Source organism: Geminocystis sp. NIES-3708, from assembly GCF_001548095.1.
Classification (GTDB): Bacteria; Cyanobacteriota; Cyanobacteriia; order Cyanobacteriales; family Cyanobacteriaceae; genus Geminocystis.
Map to the genome: position 1 here is coordinate 3,384,067 of NZ_AP014815.1, position 23,825 is coordinate 3,407,891.

Genomic DNA, 23,825 nt, shown 5'->3' on the forward strand with positions numbered 1-23,825 from the left:
TTAGGAATTTTTCTTCCATTCTACTTTTCCACCTGTCTCGTCTTCACTATTTTTCTTCTGTCTCAGATCTCCTCGCCCTAGGGGATAGGGCTAAACCATGATTAACGATTACCTATAGAGTAGAAAAAACATTGATGTTTAATGGTGCAGTAGTCGTAGCAGTATAACGAAACTCAACAAAAGTATCATTATTAGCATCAAATGCAGGTATATCATCATTGATAGCTAAGAAAGTTCTTGTGCCAAATTTCACTAATGCTGCAGAATTAGAACCTAAACTGCTCAATGCACTTGTTACAGCAGTATGTGTTAAAGATGTCATAGTAGTAGGAGTTGTATTAAAAGAGGTAATGGCACGACTGGTTAATATCTTATCCCCTTGACTAACATTAAAGTCCATAATCAAGTCATATTCCCTTACGTTAGAAACAGTGCCCAAGAAAGAATGCTTTAACTCACGATAGTCAAACATATCTGCCCCTGCTCCACCAGTAATAGTATCACTACCAAAGCCACCATTCAGGTAATCATTTCCATTACCACCCGTTAAGTTATCTTTGCCATCTCCTCCCACTAAGATGTCATTATCATTACCTCCGAGTAAAGCATCATCGCCACTACCACCTAGTAAGATATCATTTCCTGCCGCCGCATCAAGGCGATCATTGGCATCTCCCCCCATCATCAAATCATCGCCGTTATAGCCATAAAGAATATCATTTGAACCTTTACCATTGATAATGTCATTACCGCTAGTACCTTTAAGAATATCACTGCGTACTTGACCATTAACATCTCCTAAGATAGGTGGACCATAGGGAATTGTACTACTGGTGACGTTCAAGTAAGCTGTTGCCGTATTAGAAGTACCGCCTTGGCCATCGGTGACAGTGAAAGAAGCAGCACGAATTCCTACCGTATTACTGGCTTGATAGGTAATATTTTGAATCAAAGTATTTCCTTCGGCGGGGGTAAGATCTTTGGTAAAGTTTATGGTTAAAGATTTACCATTTGTACCATTATTAATAGAATTGATCGTTCCAATAGCAGTACCATTAACACTAACCACATTACCGACAACCGAAATATTCCCTCCTGTTGCAATTGATAGTTGATCTCCTGAGTTATTAACTCCAAAAGCATCAAGAGAAATGGTTAATTGACCTCCTATTTTTAATCCTTGAACATCGGTGATAGTCGCCGCTAAAATACCTGTACCTGTAACTTGATCTATTTTTGTCGTTCCATTAGGGGCAACTGCAAATATATCTCCATCTAAGTCATTAATAATGGGAGGGGTATTTATTTTATTAATAGTAGTAGAAATCAAAATACTATCATTCGACCAACCATTGATAGGATTAGTAATATCGCCACTAATATCTTTGCGATCACTGACGGTTGAACTAGCAGAAAATCCTAAACCATCAGAAAGATAAACTTCTAAATCTTGGTTCGTAGGAGTACCGTTAAATTGAGGATTCGGTAAAAAGCGAAGTTTCACCGTGGAATAATTATTTAATATTAAAGCAGAGGAAGTAGATAGTTTGTTAGCTGAACTATCAAGAGGAATATCATTCCATAATTCATAGGCAAGAGTACTCGCTGAATATTGCCATTTACCTTGAGCTGGATCTGCATTATTCCTGACGATGGCAATACCCCGCAAAGGTGTTGATGAACTACCACCTAATACTTGGTCTTTTGAATCGTCATAGCTACTACTTAATAGAGTAGGTAAACGATTGAGAGGAGGATTAATATTATCTTGGTTAACTGGTGGTATTGTTACACTCGGATTCGCTACTGGGGCATCATTAACAGGAGTCACATTAATATTAATTTGACCACGAAGTAAAGGATCTGTATTCGGTATCGGTACTCCAGTATTGCCTAAATCATCAACTATTATGCTGAAAACATCTTTGTTGCTACCAAGAGTATTATAATCCTGATTCCCTTGATAAATAAGACTGGCTAAGGCAGCATTTAAATCAGTTTCTGTACCTTGGAACGTCAAATTATTACTACCGTTAGCACCATTAGTAACATTTATCCCTGTTAGAGTACCTAAAGTTAACTTACCATTAGTAACAGAGAGGGTAACTTTTAAATTATTATCAAAATCATCAGGATCATCAAAAGAGATAAGACTATTACCTGTAAAGCCAAAAGGAGTATCTTCGGTGGCGATAATGGTTGAAGGCAAAGGATTTGTAAAGACAGGAGGTTCATTAATATTACTAACATTGATAATAATTTCTCCTGTAGCAGTAAGAGCATCACCTAGACCACTAATAGCAGTTCCACCATTAGCATTATCATTTACTATTACTTCAAGGATCGCACTTAATTCTGAATTAGAATTAAAAGGGCTATAAGTCAAGCCGTCAAGGGCAATATTAATATCATTTTTTGTACCTGTTAAGGTAATAGTATTATTATTGTTAGTAAATCCATTTCCTAAAGTGAGAATACCATCGGCATTACCATTTTTGGTGGTAGTGAGAGTAACTGTAAAATTATCATCAGCACCATATGGAAAGTCTAATAAATCATCAATGGTAATAGCATTAGGCGTAGAATTACTAGCACTAAAAGTTATGATATTACCACTAGCTAAAACTTGAACACCAGGAATATTTAAATTAGGGATGTCATTAACAGGAATAACAGAAGTCTCAATGGTATTTGTGCCACCAGCAATTGCTGTTGTACCTCCATTATTCGTCGTGTCAATATCTATTCTTGTTGAACCATTGGTAAAACCACTACTATAAGTATTATCTAACGCCCGAACTTGTAAAGGAGGAACGACAAAGATATTAGTATTGTAGTTGGCAGTGGGTACGAAACGAATTTTAGTTGTGGCACTTAGTACAAGAGCATTTCCACTGTCATTTACGTTGCCGATATCAAACCAATTTAAACCATTATTGGTGGAATATTGCCATGCCCCTTCTGTTGTTGCATTAGCAGTATTACCAATCACCGCTAATCCTGATAAAAAGGGATTAGTAGAAATATCAGCATCATTAAAGAAGCCATTGAAAAGAATATTAATTTGTTCTCCTTGAATGGTATTGAGATCGTTATCGTAATCTTCTTTAATAGCAGTTAGGGTTGCGTTATTGGTAAAACTGGGGGCATCATTAACAGGAATGAGATTTACTGTAGTTGATGATATTGCGAATTCCCAACCACCATTATCATTACCTTCATTATCGTTAATGGTGATCTCAAATACTCGATTTCCACCTATAGGATCATCTGAATTATTACTAAAACTGATGTTATTGAGGAGTGTTTGAACGGCTAAGCCACTAGAGTCTATACCATCAAAGGTAATCGTTAAACCTGTGCCGTTAACACCACCAGAAAAAGTACCAATGATATTGCCATTATAGAGAACATCAGTACCGCTAATAGTAATCCCATTACCATCTGAGATAGATAATTGATCATTGGATGTTCCACCAGAACTATAGTTAATAGTTAAAGAGCTACCATTGTTATAAACCAATAGATCTGTATCTGCATTGGTTAAAGTCATGGTTGGTGCTATGGCCACTAGACTAGCATTCTCAGCATAAGTTTCTATACTACCTGCACTTAAAATAGGAGTATCATTAACAGGTACTACTTGAACTGTTCTTGTGGTAGAAATACTGTTAGCTTGTCCATCATTTATAGTAATAGTAATAGTTCGATCAAGATTATTCGGAATATCACTACTATTGGTATAAGTAATGCTACGGAGAGCATTTTGCCACTGTGTAAGGGTAGCAGTTTGTCCGACAGAAGATAGAGTTAAAACTCCATTAACATAACTAGCTGTAATATTGCCAAAACTAGGATTATTGGTAAATACTAATATATCTTCAGGTAAAAAGTTAGTAATAGATACTGTCGCAGAAGCTAAAGTTAAATTATCGACATCATCAAGGATTAAGCCACTATCAACAATAACCGGAGTGGAAAGAACATTATTTCCTTCAATAAAAGTTGTTACTCCATTAGATGCCGTTACTACGGGAGGATCATTCTCAGGAGTAATATTAACAGTAGTAGAAACAATATTTGATAGATTATTTACGGATTGATTATCGTTTATACGATAGGTAATAACTCGATCAAAATTAGTATTGTAGTTAGTAGGATTGTCACTGCTAGAGAAATAAGTAGTTGTCTGTAAAACCTGTAGAACATTGGCTTTTGTTCCATTAAGAGTATAAACTCCATTACTGGGATTAATAACAACAACCCCTGTTGAACCTAGAGTAAAATCTAATATATCCCCTGTAAAAAAGTCAGTAATCGTTACTGTACTGGTAAAGTTATTGGCGATGGTTGGTTCATTTTGATCTATTTCTATATCAGCGATAGCAGCGATATTTTGACCAACATTAAATGCTGTTTGTCCTTCCGTATAAGTACCTGTAACAGGTGAAGCAACTAGAGAAATAATTGGAGCATCATTAACAGGAGTAATGTTAATAATAATCGTGTCGCTATCAGCTTTATTTTGATTGGCTAAAGCATCAGTATTTCCTAAATCATTGGTAACAACGGTAATACTACCAGTACTGAAGTTATTGTTATAGTTGGCGGTAGGAGAAAAACTTAAACCATTGAGAGCGTTATTGATATTTGTAATAGTACCCGTAACTTGAATATTATTTGATCCGTTACTAGTGCTATTTTGAAAAGTTAAACCGCTAACACCTGATAAATTAACAATTCCATTCGCAACGGTTAAAGTTACGCTTACAAACTGATTTCCAGCATCAACATCACTGATAGAGATACGATTATTATTAGTGCTATTAAAAATTCGAGTTGTATCTTCTGGTGTTGTTTGAGTTGTGGGTACACTATTGACAGGGTCATCATTAACGGCTATGACATTAATAGTTCCTGAGAGAATATTTGAGTTTAATGGACCTCCTGAACCAATATTACCACCATCATTGAAGGTGACATTAAAAGTTCGGCTAGGATTCGCACCTACATTGGTAGGATCATCACTGGTACTACGATAAGTTAAATTATCTAATAATGCTTGGATGGCAGTTTTATCGGCATTAGCATTCAAAGTAATAACTAAGTTATTGGCATTACCTCCTGAAGTTGTGCCGATGGTTGTACCAGCAAATGTAATATTATTCCCACTTAAGCCAATTTGACCGTTACCAGTACCTTGATTATTAACCGATAAAACATCTCCTGTTAAATAGTTATTAAGGCTAATAGTAAGAGTACCATTAGGGAAATTATTCGTATCAACATCTACGATTGCACCACTAGCCGTAACCAGAATAATAGAAGAATTATTTTCAGTATAGGTTCTGGCACCAGTGTTACCACTAATAATAGGTGTATCGTTAACAGGATTAACTGTTACAGCTAATGTGCTAGGATTTGCAGCGATCGCAGTTTGTCCACCATTAACAGAAGTATTGACATTGACTCGTGTTGAAGCATTGGTAAAATTACTATAGGTATCATCTAAAGCCCGAACTTGTAAAGCTGGAGGAGTGCCATTATAATTTAAGACAGGTACAAAGCGAACAAGAGTATTTTTAGAAAGAGCTAAGGCTTGAGTAATATTGTCATCACCTACTGTACCAATGGCAAACCAGTCTGTTTCATTGGGATTGGAAACGGTAGAATATTGCCATGTTCCCTCCGTCGTGCCATTTGCTGTATTACTAATAATGGCGATACCAGATAGGGAAGCACTAGGTCCATCAGGATCGCTGAATTTACCGGTAAATAAAGTATCAATGGTTTGTCCTACATTTATTGCTGGATCTTCATCAATAACAAAACTAGCATTTTCTAAACTTGGTGCATCATTGAAAACTTCAGTATATTCAACAGTGGTAGTAATAACATTAGAAAGATTATTAATACTTTGAGTGTCATTAATTTGATACTGAATAGTACGGGTAGGATTTAGTTCATTGCCATTGATAATGTTAGTAGGATTATTACTGGTAGAAACATAAGTTGTTGATTGTAAAGCAGATAAAATATTGACTAAAGTTGCACCTGAACCGCTTAAAGTGTAAACATCTCCTGTACCATTAGCCGTGGCAGTAACTCCTGAAGGTAAAGTAAAAGTAAGAAGATCTCCCGCAAAAAAGTTACCAATGGTTACAGTAGCCGTTACTAAATCTGGTAGTTGATTTAAGCCAATTTCAATATCACTGATACCCGTCAAATTTGTTCCTACCGCCACAGGATTAGCATCCTCGATGGTGGTTTGAGCTGTTCCCGTTGTGCCATTTAATACAGGAGTGTCATTAATAGGATTAACGGTTGTAGCTAGGTCTGTGGTATCGCTTGACCAACCGCCACTACCATCAGTTTTTGTACCAATAATAGCATTAATATTTTGACTGACTCCTGCAGTAAATCCAGTGCCATCGGATACTCTGACGGTTAGTTGACCGGGATCTCCATAATAATTTAGAGCAGGAACAAAACGTAATTGATCAGTCGTAGTTAAAACTAAAGCATTACTATCACTTAAGAGAATAGGAAGATCTAACCAACCGCCACCAGTGTTATATTGCCATTTACCTTGCCCTGAGGTAGAAGCATTAGCGACAACGGCGATTCCAGCAAAATTAGTATCTGCTTTACCCCCTCCTGTGATAGCCTGTTGATTATCAATAGTGTCGTTATATTTAGAACTAAAAAGATTTAATACTGTTTCCCCAGTAGGATCTGTATTATCTTCATCTATGGCAGTTAAGTTAACGACAGTATTGGGATTATTAATACTTGGTGCATCATTAACGGTAGTAATATTAGTCGAGATCGTTACATTATTAACTGACCATGAACCAGTAGTACCAATACCACCATTGGTCGTTAAAGTTAAATTTTTAAACTCACTATTATCAGTACTATTGTTACTTGTAGTTAAAACAGAGCTACCATCAGCTAACTTGACGCTTAAAGTACCAGGTGTACCAAAAAAGTTAGGTGCAGGAACAAAACGAATTTGTCGATCACTAGGGATAATTAACGCACGACTATCCGATAAACCGCTTACGGGTATATTAATCCAACCTGTACCACCGTCACTATATTCCCATGCACCTTGACCAGCTACATAGTTAGTGCTACCGACGATCGCCACATAAGTTAAAGGTGTAGCAGTATTATTACCATTTTTATTGGTTTGATTATCTTTTTGTTGATCATCGTATTGACTATTGAGTAATCCTAAAAGTTGTGTTCCTGTTGGAGTAGTATCTTCAGCAATCGTTGTAATGGAAACAGTCCCAGTGGTAGCAATAGGTGCATCATTAATTGGTGAGACGATAGTTTGTAAGATAACTTCATTGTTAAGATCACTATAACGAGTTGTACCACCAGTAGCATTAGTGGCACTGAGATTAACCGAGCCACCTGAAGTCACTACTCCCGATGAACTATCAATTAATCTTGTCGTTAACTGTCCTGAAGGAGTACCTTGAAAATCTGATACAGGTAAAAAGCGAATTAGAGTATTACTAGAAAGCAGAAGAGAACTACTCAGATTAGGAGAATTACTAATATCTGTCCATAATGTTCCGTTAATAGACCATTGCCACTTACCCTGAGTTGGATCATTCGTATTACCGACAATGGCAATTCCTGCTAAACTATTTGCTCCTGAACCACTACTAGCAGTTTGATTATCCTTCTGATCATTAAATTTAGGATTAAATAAACTTAAGACGGTGTTTCCCGTCGGAATTGTATCTTCAGGAACAGTAGTAATAATGGGATTAGCATCGATGCGAGTAGGAGCATCATTAACCGCTCTTACCACAAGATAAATATCTCTAGTGGTTTCTTTTGGTCCTCCCACACCTGAATTACCTAAGTCATTAACTACAACTGTCAAAAGATTATTGGTAGGTAAAAATCCCGAAGTTCCAAAGTTATTATAGTCTGTGGAAGGATTATAGGATAGTCCCTCCAAGACATTATTTATATCGGTAAGATTACCTGTGAGAGTTATATTCTGACTTCCATTTGCTCCCCCAGTTATTAAACTGGAATTACTTAAATTAATAATACCGTTGGCAACAGTAAGAGTAACTCGAACATTTGAGCCAAAAGCATCTTCATCGATAATAATAATTTTGGTAGGATTGTTTCCTTGCCCGTTTAATAAGGTGGCTTGATCTTCATTAATAAACGTAGCAAAACTCGTATTATTTTTTGAGGTGGTAACTTGAGGTGGGTTATTTTCATTAGATGTTTGAATTTTAATTGTTCCGAAAGCTGTATTATCGAGATCATTAAAAGCAGATCCATTTTGATTTTGAAAACCACCATTAGAAGCAGTTACAGATCCTGTGTTAGGATCATAAATACGATCATCTACAGTTATTTTTAGTTCAATTGTACCGTTAACATCACTATTTGCATTGGGATCTAATTGATAAGTTAAGGTATTTACTGCACTCTGAAGTTCGGCTAAAGTACCTTCTATAATTAGTTTATTGCCATAGTTAGTACTGCCATTATTCGTATTATTTTGATCGGGATAAGGTAAACCACTGGCAGGATTAATAAACGTAATACCATTAATGGTAGTAAGATTTAAAACTCCATTCTGATAAGTACTTCCATTCAACAAGGGATTAAGGGTAATGCGCAAACGATCAACTTCGACAGAGTTACTAACTCCAGTATTAAGCTGAATAATATCTATATCACTAGGAATAATTCCTGTAATATTGAGGGCTATATTGTCGAATAACTCTAGAGTATTACTAGGAACATCAATAGTAGGTCTATCATTACGAGGAGTAACTTTAATTTGATAGTTTCCATCTACACTACCACCTGCCCCGTCTCTAACGGTAAACAAAAACTCATCATCATGATTTTCTGAACCATCATGCTTATAGGTTATTCGATCATTATCTAAATCATTTTGAGTGAAAACACTATTTAACCCTAAAGCCTGACCATTTAAAAATAAAGTACCATATTCGACATCCGTAGTAATAACATATTGACGCTGAATACTTGTATTATCAGGATCTTGGTAAATTAATCGAGATTCATCGATGGTTATGCCATTAGAACCTTTAATGGTCGCAGTTCCACCTTCTAAAACTATAAGATCTTTTTTCTGGTCAAAAACTGGAGGATCATTAATAGGGGAAATATCGATTTCAACGGTGGTGATCGTACTCAGATTATTGATTGTACCTGTAGTATTATCATCTACTTGAATATCAAAACTATCATCAAAATTTTCACTACCATCATGAATATAACGAAATAGATTACCGTCTAATTGAGCCTTAGTGATAATAGTTGATGTTGTCACAGGCACAAAACCAGCTCCTTGATTTACTTCTAAAGTTCCATGAATAGGTAAATTGAGAACTTTGAAAGTTAGGTTATTCACTGTTGCAAAACCTTCACCTGATTTTTCACCGCTACCATCTACATCACTTAATGTTATATAAGTACTGAGACTAGAATCAGGGGCTATTCCCGTTGTTCCTCCTTCTCTGACAAAGGGTTTTCCACTTACATTAATAATAGGTTGATCGTTTTTTGGGGTAACATCAATCTCGAAAATAAAAGGATTACCACTATTTGTAACAATATTACTACCATCACTGATCGTAAATTTAAAGTTATCAATAAAATCTTCATTTCCGTCATGCTCAAAAGTTAAGAGCCCATCAGTTATATCCTTTTGAGTAAAACTATCAAAAACTCTTAAAGCTACTCCATCAAGTTTTAAAATCCCACTGGTAGGTAATTCTGCCAGACGAAAAATAACTTCTTCGGGAAGGTTATCTGGATCAATGAATTTCAAAAGAGTATCAGTAATGACAATACTTGAGGCTTCATCTAAAATAGCTGGACTGTTTATTATTCCGACTCCCTGATTATTTTCTTCAGTGGGGGGCTGAGTTGGACCACGATCAGGGAAAGTTTCTCCTCCTTCACCGAAACCTCTTTCCGTATTATCTTCTACGGTTATGGGAAAAGTAATTGTTTCCAGTGTAGCTCCATCATAAATACCTCCTTCCCGTACAACAGGATAGGATGTAATTTCACTATCTCTTACTTGAAAACTAAAACTATCATTAAATATTCCTGTACCACTTTCAAAGAAACGATAGCTAATAATACCGTTATTAATATCTGCTTGGGTAAATGTTGCCCCCACTAACAACCGTTTTTTCGTTCCATTATCGTCATAAAGTAGATAACCATTATTCGGTATATCAGTAAGAGTGTAAGTCAATTGACTAATACTCGAATCTGGATCATCTACTTGTAGCATTGCACTGTCAACTGTGATTTCTCTACCAGTATTTATATCTAAAGATGTCCCAGTATTATTAACTAGAAAAGGATCATCATTGTTGGGGATAATATTAAGACTAATGGTGCTGACTGTAGTAGCAGAAAATCCTGTACCGCCACCATCATCAATGATTTCGACATTAAAGCTATCATTCCCAATTGGTTCGTTACCATTATGATCATAAGTGATGGCATCTGTTGATGAAACCATTAAACCGCCCATAGGAATGGAGATTATCTCGATACCATTAACTTTTAATTTACCTTGGGTGGGCAAAGTGAGAATTTTAATGTCATGGGGAATACCCACTGCTTGATCGGGATCTGATATAGTTATGGGAACAATAACCCCTGTTTGTCCTTCATAAAGGGTTTCTTCCCCTTCCGCACTAGGATCTTGATTGACAGGATTAATGGTTATAGGAATGGGGGTAAGGGCGATCAAACCTCCTGCACCATCTTCTGCAGTAATATTAAAACTATCAGAAGATTGAATTAAAACTTGGTTGCCACTATGGACATATTGTAATTGAGGAATTTGATCGGCGGACAAAGTTGAACCTACCACAACCTGACGACCATTAAAAGTAAGAATACCTTTAGTAGGAAGACTAGCAATTTTGATGATTAACTGTTGATCTACGTTATCAATATCTGCTAAATTAAAATTTCCACTATTACTAAAAGTTCCTGAGCCTCCCTCATTGACAATTAAAGAAACTGGGTTAATCGTCGGAATATCGTTAATAGGAGTTATACTACCAAAAAGTAAAACTTGGTTACTACTATTACTATAAATTGCTGTACCGTCAATGGTGTTGACATCCAATGTCGTTCCTGTGACTACTTCCCCAGAAGAATTATCGAGAAGACGGGCTGTTAATTTCCCAATATTACCGTTAAAATTCGGAGTATTAATGAGAAAGCGAATTAGAGTATCTTTATTGAGTACTAAAGCATTAGTAGGAATAAGAGTTGTAGAAATATTTGTCCAAGTTGTGCCATTAGTAGAATATTGCCACGTGCCATTAACTGTGGCTTCATTTTGAACAATCGCAACTCCTGCAAATTGATTAGATGTACTTAAACCGCCAATTAAATTTTGAGCATCAGCAGTATCAAGAAAACCTGTAGCGAATAGTGTGCTTACCGTTGCTGTACCAGAATTAGCTGTATCTTCTTGTGCTAAAAGTATTAAATCTGGTTTGGTAACATCTCTAGTCGGGGCATCATTGATGGGGGTAACACTGGTTTTTAATTGAACAGTATTGTTTTCATCACTATAAGCAGTTGTACCACCACTAACAACATTGGCAAAGTCAAGGGTTGAACCAGAAATCACCGCACCACTAGAATCATCTATTAAACGGGAGGTAAGACTTCCCACGTTGCCATTATAATTAAGGGCAGGAACAAAACGAATAAACGTATTAGCAGATAAAACTAAGGCATTATTATTACTAAGATTAAAAGGAATAGAATTCCATGTTGACCCATTATTAGACCATTCCCAAGTACCTTCACTAGCAACAGCATTATTTTTGACAATAGCAATCCCTGCTAAATTATTTTGATTACTACCACCAAAAAAGCTATAACTATCATTGAAGTCATCAAATTGAGAATTAAAAAGGCTGGAAATGCTTTGACCAGAAGGGTTAGAGTTATCTTCGTTTGTTGGTGTAAAGATAATTGGTTCGTCGGAAATTCGCAAAGGTGCATCATTGATACCTGTGACTGTAGTTGTTAAGGTAATTTCATTGTTAACATCACTATAAGGTGTTTTATCACCTGTGGCATTCAGATCACTTAGGTCAACTCGATTTCCTGAGATAATGCTGATAGAATCATCAACTAAACGAACAGTTAAAGGCTCAGGAGTACCATTAAAATTTTCAAAGGGAAGAAAACGAACTTTGGTATCTTTATTCAATAAAAGAGCATTGTTTAATGTTAATCCTGAAACAGTACCGCCAAACCCGATGAAAGTCTGCTCAATGGTAATCCAGTTAACTCCATCATTTGACCATTGCCAGTCCCCTTGAAAAAAACTAGCATCATTAGTAACCACTGCGACACCGCCAAAACTATCACCATCAAGATCACTAAATTTAGCACTAAAGATATTATTAATAGTATCTCCACTAATGGTATTTGGATTTTGATCTTCTACTGAAATTGGTGTTAAATTAGGTGCATTTATATTTCCGATGCGAGTAGGTGCATCATTGGTGGATATAACATTGATGTCAATAGTATCTGTCGTTGTAGAAAAAGCTGTATCATTACCATTCGTAGTAGTATCAGCTAAAGTTCCATTGAAGCCAGTAGTTTGATCCCATGCTCTAAATGTTAAACCATCAGTAATCGAACCATTGAAATTAGAAGTATTATTGACTACATAAATTCTAGTTACACCATCATCAGCTAATAGCAAAGCGGATGAATTACTTAAAGCACTGGCAATAGTCCAGTTCGTACCGTTATCCAGAGAATAATATAAAGTTATATCAGAAGATACATTAGTAATAGCAATGCTTTTTAATGAACTAACAGAATCTATATCAGAGATATTACCATTAAAGTCACTGATCAAGCTACCTACGGCACCTACAGGGATGTTATCTTCATCAACAGTTAAGTTTAGTGTGCTAGTGGAAATTAAATCAGGTGCATCATTAACAGGGGTAATTGAGAAGGAAACATTTTGATTTGTAGAATTAGAGCCATCATTGACATCAATATTTAAACTAGCTGAACCATTATAGTTATTGTCAGAGTCATAACTTAAAGTCGCTAAGGCATTATTAACATCTGATTCTAACCCTTGAAAGCTAATAGTATTTCCTGAAACAGAAACGTTACTCAAGTTTGTGGTTGAACCAATATTTATATTGCCATTCGTAGCAATTAAGGTAACTGTAAGAGTAGTTGAAGTGCCACTAATATTTATGGTTGTAAGATTTAAAAGACTATCTTCGTTGAAAATATATGAGAATGAATTGCTGTCGTTAATAGTGATAGTCATAATTTTTAAGATAAGAAAAAGCTAAGTATTTTTACGGAATAAATTAGTGTTTGTAAAGTTAATATAAAGTTTTTATAAAATTAATATAAAGTCATAGATAGTATATAAATAAAAGGTTTCTTGAATTTATAATTATTAATATAATAACAAATTAATACATGAATTAACTTATGAATAAAAACACATTTTAATTTTGTAAAAAAAATCTCTCCCCTAAAATTGGAAAGAGAAATAATATTTTAAATATTTATGGTCTATTTTTAATTACCTATAGAGTAGAAAAAATAGATGTATTTAATGGTGCAGTAGTGGTAGCAGTATAACGAAACTCAACAAAAGTATCATTATTAGCATCAAATCCCGTTTCACTATCATTGATAGCTAAGAAAGTTCTTGTGCCAAATTTCACTAATGCCGCTGAATCTGCACCTAAACTAATCAAGGCAGATGCTACAGCAGTATGTGTTAAAGATGTAATAGTAGTAGGAGTTGTATTAAAAGAGTTAATAAGGCGACTAGTTAATATCTTATCCCCTTGACTCACATTAAAGTCCATAATCAAGTCATACTCTCTCACGCTAGAAACAATCCCTAGGAAAGAATGGTTTAACTCACTATAATCAAACATATCCGCTCCTGTACCTCCAGTCAGAGTATCAGTACCGAAGCCACCATTCAGGTAATCATTTCCATTACCACCAGTCAAATTATCTGCCCCATCTCCTCCCAGTAATATATCTTGTCCATCTCCTCCTAGTAAAGCATCATCCCCATTACCAGCTATTAATATGTCATTTCCTGCCGCTGCATCAAGGCGATCATTGGCATCTCCCCCCATCATCAAATCATCGCCGTTATAGCCATAAAGAATATCATTTGAACCTTTACCATTGATAATGTCATTACCGCTAGTACCTTTAAGAATATCACTGCGTACTTGACCATTGAGATCTCCTAAGATAGGTGGACCATAGGGAATTGTACTACTGGTGACGTTCAAGTAAGCTGTTGCCGTATTAGAAGTACCGCCTTGGCCATCGGTGACAGTGAAAGAAGCAGCACGAATTCCTACCGTATTACTGGCTTGATAGGTAATATTTTGAATCAAAGTATTTCCTTCGGCGGGGGTAAGATCTTTGGTAAAGTTTATGGTTAAAGGTTTACCATTCGTACCATCATTGACAGCATCAATAGTTCCAATACCAGAGAGGAAAGAGGGATTAATACTTAAAGTGTCATTATTAGTACTGACACCGAAACCATCAAGAGAAATGGTTAATTGACCTCCTATTTTTAATCCTTGAACATCAGTGATAGTCGCCGCTAAAATATCTGTACCTGTAACTTGATCTATTTTTGTCGTTCCATTAGGGGCAACTGCAAATATATCTCCATCTAAGTCATTAATAATGGGAGGGGTATTTATTTTATTAATAGTAGTAGAAATCAAAATACTATCATTCGACCAACCACTTATAGGATTAATAATATCGCCACTAATATCTTTGCGATCACTGACGGTTGAACTAGCAGAAAATCCTAAACCATCAGAAAGATAAACTTCTAAATCTTGGTTCGTAGGAGTACCGTTAAATTGAGGATTCGGTAAAAAGCGAAGTTTCACCGTAGAATAATTGTTTAATACTAAAGCAGAGGAAGTAGAAAGTCCACTAGTAGGAATATCATTCCATAATTCATAGGCAAGAGTACTCGCTGAATATTGCCATTTACCTTGAGCTGGATCTGCATTATTCCCGACGATAGCAATACCCCGCAAAGGTGTTGATGAACTACCACCTAATACTTGGTCTTTTGAATCGTCATAGCTACTATTTAATAATGTAGGTAAGGGATTGAGAGGAGGATTAATATTATCTTGGTTAACTGGTGGTATTGTTACATTCGGATTCGCTACTGGGGCATCATTAACAGGAGTCACATTAATGCTGAAAGTTTTTGGTGTTGGATCTAAATTAATTCCGCCAGAACTTATACCCCCATTATCTTGTACTTGAAAAGTAAAGTTAGCATAAGCAGAACCAATACTATTACCGTCAAGAATAGGTGTAAATACTAAATTAGGAATATTTGCTACAGTAATCAAATCCCCAGAATTGATAGCACTACCATTTAATTCTAATGTACCAGCAGTTGGTAAAGTAGTGATTTTAACCGCACTAAAACTATTACCTTCTGTATCACTAAAGCCAAAGTCTAAGACATTAAAAGTATAGCTACTATCTTCAGTGATAGTCACAGTTTTATTTGTACCACTAGGTGGATCATTAACAGGGGTAATATTAATGGTGGTAGTAGCAAGATTACTATCCGCATTACCATCATTAACGATAACTGTTACACTTCTTGGGGTGGTATTCGGATTATTTGATGTGTTGTTGTATTGAATTTGAGCAATGGCAGTTTGATAGTTAGCTAAACTCGCACTACCCGTTAAAGTTAATACTCCCGTACTTGAATTATAACTACTAGCCGTAATTCCTGCAGGTAATGTGCCATTGATGATTAAACTTTCTACTCCATTACCATCAGGGCGATTGGTAAGGGTAATAGTCGCACTTTCAATGTTGGTATCATCAACATCCGTTATGGTTACATCTACATCTCCTATGGCTATGGGTGTTTGTTCGGTAAAAGTCGTATTATAATTAGCACCCGTTGCTCCACTACTATCATTCCCGTCTAAGTCTAAAGTCGGTGGGTCATTAACGGGAGTAATATTAATGGTGGTGATAGCAAGATTACTATTAGCGTTACCATCATTGACGATAACTGTTACACTTCTTGGGGTGGTATTAGGATTATTTGAACTGTTGTTATATTGAATTTGAGCAATGGCAGTTTGATAGTTTGCTAAAGTAGCACTACCGCTTAAAGTTAATACCCCTGTACTTGAATTATAACTACTAGCCGTAATTCCTGCAGGTAATGTGCCATTAACGATTAAACTTTCTACTCCATTACCATCAGGGCGATTGGTGAGGGTAATAGTCGCACTTTCAATGTTGGTATCATCGGCATCTGTGATGGTTACATCTACATCCCCGATGGCTATAGGTGTTCCTTCGGTAAAAGTCGTATTATAATCAGCACCTGTCGCTAAACTACTATCATTACCGTCTAAGTCTAAAGCGGGTGGGTCATTAATAATAGCTATACTAATAGTAGTGGTAGCAAGATTACTATCCGCATTACCATCATTGACGATAACTGTTACACTTCGTGGAGTAGTGCTAGGATTACTAGAACTATTGTTGTATTGAATTTGAGCAATGGCAGTTTGATAATTCGCCAAAGTAGCATTACCTGTTAAAGTTAATACTCCTGTAGCTGAATTATAGCTACTAGCTGTTATTCCTGTGGGTAATGTGCCATTGACGATTAAACTTTCTACTCCATTACCATCAGGGCGATTGGTGAGGGTAATAGTCGCACTTTCAATGTTGGTATCATCAACATCTGTGATGACGACATCTACATCTCCTATGGCTACAGCTCCTACCCCTGCAAAAGTCGTATTATAATCAGCACTCGTTGCTCCACTACTATTATTACCGTCTAAGTCTAAAGTTGGTGGGTCATTAACTGGGGTAATATTAATGGTGGTGGTGGCAAGATTACTATCCGCATTACCATCATTAACGATAACTGTTACACTTCTTGGGGTGGTATTAGGATTATCTGATGTGTTGTTATATTGAATCTGAGCAATAGCAGTTTGATAGTTTGCTAAAGTAGCACTACCTGTTAAAGTTAATACTCCCGTCGTTGAATTATAGCTACTAGCTGTTATTCCTGTGGGTAATGTGCCATTGACGATTAAACTTTCTACTCCATTACCATCAGGGCGATTGGTGAGGGTAATAGTCGCACTTTCAATGTTGGTATCATCAACATCTGTGATGGTTACATCTAGATCCCCTATGGCTATGGGTGTTTGTTCGGTAAAAGTCGTATTATAATTGGCACCCGTTGCTCCACTACTATTATTACCGTCTAAGTCTAAAGTTGGTGGGTCATTAACTGGGGTAATATTAATGGTGGTGGTGGCAAGATTACTATCCGCATTACCATCATTAACTGTAACTGTTACACTTCTTGGGGTGGTATTAGGATTATCTGATGTGTTGTTATATTGAATCTGAGCAATAGCAGTTTGATAGTTTGCTAAAGTAGCACTACCTGTTAAAGTTAATACCCCTGTGCTTGAGTCATAACTACTAGCTGTAATTCCTGTGGGTAATGTGCCATTAACGATTAAACTTTCTACTCCATTACCATCAGGGCGATTGGTGAGGGTAATAGTCGCACTTTCAATGTTGGTATCATCAACATCTGTGATGACAACATCTACATCTCCTATGGCTATGGGTGTTTGTTCGGTAAAAGTCGTATTATAATTGGCACCCGTTGCCCCACTACTATTATTACCGTCTAAGTCTAAAGTCGGTGGGTTATTAACGGGGGTAATATTAATGGTGGTGGTCGCAATATTACTATCATTTTCACCATCACTTACCGTGACATCAACAGTACGAGGAGTACTATTAAGATTAGCAGATGTATTATTGTAAACAACTTGTGATAATGCCGTTTGATAATTGGCTAAGGTAGCACTACCCGTTAAAGTCAATACTCCCGTAGCTGAATTGTAACCACTAGCCGTTATTCCTAAGGGCAATGTACCATTAATGCTTAAACTTTCTAATGCACCATCTAGGGGATTAGTCAGCACAATTCTGGCATTGGTGATGATTGTACTATCAAGATCAGTAATTAGATCGTCAGTATCTGCGATCGCTACATTGGTAGATGAGTTTTCTATGAATGTAGTTGTATAATTAAATCCGAGAGTACCACCATCTAAATCTAATACAGGAGGGTCATTTACTGGGTTAACATCTACGGTAAAGGTTGCTGTATTACTATCAAGTGTTCCATCGTTGACTATTGCCGTGAATACTCGGTTGGCATCAGTGGGGTTTTCACTCGTATTGTTGTAACGTAATGCTTCTAGGATTGCTTCAGTTTCAGCTTTAGTAAGATTGCCTGAATTTTTGGCAAAGTTTAGGGTTCTTATCGTACCATTGTCTGTAACGTTTAGGGTGTAAGTAACACCTCCTACTCCAGTAATAGTATATGTATTATTGGTATTGAGGGCAATCGTTCCTCCTGAAGTAGCACCATTAATTAATAGTTGTTCTGATGCTCCATTAGTAATCTGGGCAAGGGGGATAGTAATTCTGAGGAATGCGATCGTATCTGTGTCATCGGTTATGGGAGTGCCAGTTGCATCTTTAGTAAATGCTACTCCTGTATCTCCTTCATTGAAGGTAGCAGTATTATTAACCGTGCCGTTGTTAGTGGTATCTAAATCTAAAGTAGGAGGAATATTCCCTGCTGAAGGAACACTGATAGTATCTCCACTGGTATCTGTGGCATCATCATTATCAACATAACTAGCAGTTAAAACTGTACCTGCTGTTAGGCTGATAAATTGACCTGTATTCCCACTATTAGCATTTGTCAGTGCCGCTTCAAATATACCTGTATTAACGCCAGTTTCGGTTAAGGTAAAAGTAACTCCATTAACAACTGATTGTATGGTCTCTATGGTAGTGTCGTTTTGATTTTCGTCTAAATCTGTTACTCGTAGAAAAGCATTAGCTCCTACAGCGTATTGAGTACCAGCATCAGCACCCAGTAAACCAGTAATAAACTGAGTAACAGAAGGTGTACCTAAGTCAAGGGCTGTGATGTCAAATGTAGAAGTAGCGGTATCAAATATATTGCCTTCATAACCCTCATTAGCTTTTACTGTGACACTATAAGTTCCTGTATTTAAAACAGTTTTCCAAGGATATTCATAAATTTTGAAAGCACCATTATTATTGGTATCAACAACATAAGTATTATCAAGACTTAAGTTAAGATCGCCAGTAGTACCTGGTCCATCAATGGTTAAGTTTAAACTGGTAATGTCATAATCGCCGAAAGGATCACTAACTTTTACTCGCAGATAAACTGTTCCACCTGCATCAATGGAGGGGATAAAACTACCATCATTGCTAGTATTTGCATCATTACTAAAGGCACTATTATAAAAGCCAATATTTTGAACTCCATTACTACCATCGCTATCTACGTCAACAATATCGATGACGGTGGTAGTGGGTAATTCTATGCGAGAGGGGGTAGTTGCACTGTCATAGTCAGCTTTAAAACTTAATCCACTTTGATTATTGGTGACTAATAATTGAACTTTTTGCCCTGCAGGAATGGTGACATTACCAGAAGAAGGCGTTCCTGTCCAAGTAATATATCCTGTTGTACCAGTTAGGGACGTATAGCTCTGGAAAGTTAAAGGAACAACAGTATTACCAGTACCACTCGCACCATAAGTTAGAGCCGCCGTAACCTGATTAGAAGGAGTTCCACCAGAAAGCCCACTGATATAAGTTACGACATTGATTGTGCCACCATTGGGGATAATAAATGTATCCGCCATAGGGATAGATTGAGTGAAAGTTGTCGTAGGGGTAGCAGAAAATGTACCCTGAACCTGAATGTCGTCAATGAAGAAATTTTCATTTCCTTGACTACCTGTTGAGGCAACACGGAATCTTATTCTGAAATTAGCATTTAGGGCACCTGCTGGAATTGAATAACTTTTATTGCCATTTGCGTCGCCAGAGTCTAATGTATCGAGTAAAGACCAAGAGCTTCCGTTGTAAACTTCAACAGCAAGTGTGGGATTCGTACCATTAACAGAGGCTTTATTGTAGAAAAAAGAAAGGGTTGCTGAAGTAGCACCATTCAAATCAGCAGCACGAGATGCTCCTCTATTTGAAACTGCTGCTGGACTACTAGTTGTATCAGCCGTAATTAGCAAAGAGTTTCCTGAACCCCCAGAACTATTGCCAGAATTAACAACTTGGATTGATCCACCATTAGCAGCGGCATTAGAGTCGTTTACACCACCTGTACCTGGACTTGCAATCTGATCTGTCCAATCTGAAGTCCATGCTTGAGTACCACTGGAGCCACTGTAAGAAACAGTGCCAAAACTATCCCTATACGTTTTAGTAGAGACTGCACTTAAATTCACCGTGCTATCAATGTCGGGGTTATCAGTTGTATGAGGTGCTTTAGTAGGATCAATACGATCTAAATCGCCACTAGAGTCACCAGAGGCACCGTCATCAGAAAGGTAGAGAATCTTAGTTTTCGAGGGAACAACTACCGTACCTGTGGCTGTGTTGGCAAGACCTGTATTGATATTATTATCATCACCATTGGGAATACCAGGGAAGGAAGGATTATCAAACACAGCCCCAAAAATAGGATCTATATAGTCAACTTTAAGGCTATGACCTCCTACCATATAAAGAATACCACTATTATTACCGTTATTAGTATTATTGGTAGAGGTAGGAAGAGGTGCTCGAAAAATACCAGAACTAAAAGTTGTTTCTGTGAGGGTAACAGTTTCCAGTTCTCCTGTGGTAGTGTTAGTAACAGTTACCGTTAAAGTATCTAAGGTATTTAGTACATTATCATTACTGTTATCTTTTAGATCTCGATAAGTATTAAGATCACCATCAACAACTTGAAGATAGATAATGCCATTTTCCTGATAACTTGTCACAGAACTACCATAACTAGAATCACGGAAAGATACTTCACCATCAACGTTAGGCACACTTACAGGGGTATTGTTGTTAACATCTTTTGTAATGGCATCTCCTCCCCCCGAAGGATCTCCTGTTAGTTTGGCAGAATTGGTGATAGTCAGATTAGCATCCGTTAAGTTTTTGTTAACATCACCCCGTACAGTTACTCGATATTTAATAACTGCTTGATAACCCCTTAATAAGCCTTGATTCCCTGCAAGAGTGGTATCTGTATCGGTAATGGTATAGCCTCCTGTGGCTTGATCCAAAGGGAATAAATTAGTCAGTCCATCAAGATCGGTATTAGATAGTAATATTGTGCCGTCAGGATTATAAATAGTTAAATTAGCACTATTCGGTACATAAATAGCACTATCCGTCGGATTGATGGAGTCTTTAATATTAATATTAAATAGATCGATTACCGCTCGGTTAGTAACGCTGATAGTATATTCGACTTGTTCATTTAAGTTAATAAGATTATTGTCATTACTAACACCCGTACCGTAGGTAGCTTGACTAGCTTCTTTAGAAGTTTTCTTAAAGACATAATCTGGGAAGGGTAAAACTGTCGTACCCATATCTAGGTAAGGATTCCCTGGACCAGCTACGGCAGGATCTTCACCCCACGCACCCGTTATTAACGTCCCATCAATGGTAAATACACTGATCCCACTTTGATCAAAATCAAGGGAATCAGTAATACGATAGGATTCAAGAGCTTGAATATTGTATTTAACGTTACGAGCGTTGGATTGAGTGTAATCTGGCTTTCCAAGACCATCTAAGATCCAACCATCACCGTCTAAGTCGATATATAGGGTTGTTGCTTTGGGTGCTGTTACCCATACAGGGCTACCATTAAGAGCGGTTTTTGGGTCAGCATTATTATTACCAGGTCCCCAAGCGACTACAAATCGATCAGTTAAATAACTTTCGGGAACTAGAGAATAGCTCCAATCATGGGTTTGGTTATTAGTGGCATCAGAGTCAATGGTACTAACGGCAAAAAATTTAGCTCCATCGGTAGTATAAAAATGTGCCCCAGAGTTTGGCATCTGCACATACTTAGTAGTATTAGCAGGAACAACAATAGAGCTTCCACTAGTGCCTTGGGTATCATAATAAACTGTGATAGGTGAAGTAGTACTAGGATTATACAAAAACACAAAAACTGGATCGATAGCTAGAGTTGTTCCCACAGGGGCATAATAACTATTCGACCATTGTTCTTTTGGTGTAATAGCAAACCAACGGTTTTCGTAACTAGAACCAACATCTCCAGCGATGGAATAGACTGTAATAGGTCTTTTTGTTGTTGTACCTAATGAATCTTCAGAGTTGACAGTGGCTCCTGCTAATACTCCACCACTGACTAAATAAGTCTCTCCTTGATTAAGAGTAACGGTAATATCAACACTACCATTACCATCCCTATCTATTTTGACTCTTGTATTGTTTTCTGTTGCAACAATATGGAGAGAGGTGTATTCAAATAAACGGTTAGCGGCACTATCAGGATTGCTGGTGATTACATTTTGACCGATGGGTATGGTATAAGAAATACCAGCATTACCCACGTCATAAACGTTAACAGCCCCTGCTAATACAGTACCCGGATTTATTGCCCAACCAGCTCTTGTGATGGCGATCGCTTTTGTTGCACCAATTTTATCTCGCCCATCGTAGTAGGGTTTATTAGTACCATTAGAATTTAAACCACCAACGTTAGCAAGGACAACATCATTTTTTAAGGTAATAACTTGCCCTGCCGTGAGAAGATCATCTACATCTCCAGGAGCTGAACCATTAGTTAGATTACCATCACCCCAAATTTGTGTGGTAGCTTGAGTCGGAAAATTGATGTCTGTTTCATAACCATCTTCCCAATGATCATAGACAATAATAGTTCCGTTACTGGTGACTACCGTAGAAATAATAGTTGTAAGAGTTGTTCCTACCCCTGAACCACCAACAGCCGCAAGAGAAGTACGTTCATCGGATTCTTTGATAGGGATAAAGAAAGTTTGTGCTATGTTCGCAGGTCCCCAAACCGCATTTTCTACAGCTATGGCTACATTATCAATTGTTAAGAGTTGATGGTCATTTTGTTCTTGAAGAGTTTTGATGTTAAAAGGTTTATTAAGAATTAAATTTGCAAAAATTTCTCCCTCATCGCCTTGGCTATCAGCACCATTATTGATATAGTTGTCAAAATCGTGACCTAATTCTTCTAATAAAACCGCTTGGATTTCCTGAAATGATGCTGTTTGTAACCAATCGCCGTTTAAGTAGATTGTAGGTTTTCCTGTTGTTCCAGTAGCACTATACGCACCCAATGCTCCACCCAATTCATTGTTACTACGAATTTCAAGACGAATATTATAACTACCGTTGAGGATAGATTGCTGAAGTGTTTCGGCGTTTTCTGTCCATTTTGTTGTATCGACATTAGCACTGAAAGGAATTGCTAGTGAAGTTAAGTAATCTTCTTTGCCAAACCAATTTAGAAGTTGATCTCTGATTAAAGATTCTATAGGAATAAGTAATTCTACGGAGTTGTTTAACAAGTGGTCATGGTTGAAGATTGTGGAGTTAGTCATAAATGATAATTTGCTTTTTAAAGGAATTAATAATTTCAGTACTTTTACTTAAAAAAAACTATTTTTTAATCAAGTTATTTGTGTATATAAAATGTTTATAAAGTTTGTGTAAAGTTAATATAAAATTTGTTTGAAACTAATCTTAATTGCCGAAAT

General features: G+C 36.8%; 2 protein-coding genes. Both read right to left on the bottom strand.

What is annotated here, in order from left to right:
• Window positions 1–112: 112 nt before the first annotated feature.
• Window positions 113–13,375 carry a cadherin-like domain-containing protein gene (locus tag GM3708_RS14895; RefSeq protein ID WP_066348586.1) on the bottom strand — a complete coding sequence of 4,421 codons (13,263 nt, stop codon included), beginning with the start codon at window positions 13,373–13,375 and terminating at the stop codon, window positions 113–115.
• A 268-nt stretch (window positions 13,376–13,643) separates the two neighbouring features.
• Window positions 13,644–23,669, bottom strand: a complete 10,026-nt coding sequence (locus GM3708_RS14900; RefSeq protein ID WP_066348589.1) for a bluetail domain-containing putative surface protein — start codon at window positions 23,667–23,669, stop codon at window positions 13,644–13,646.
• Window positions 23,670–23,825: the final 156 nt, after the last annotated feature.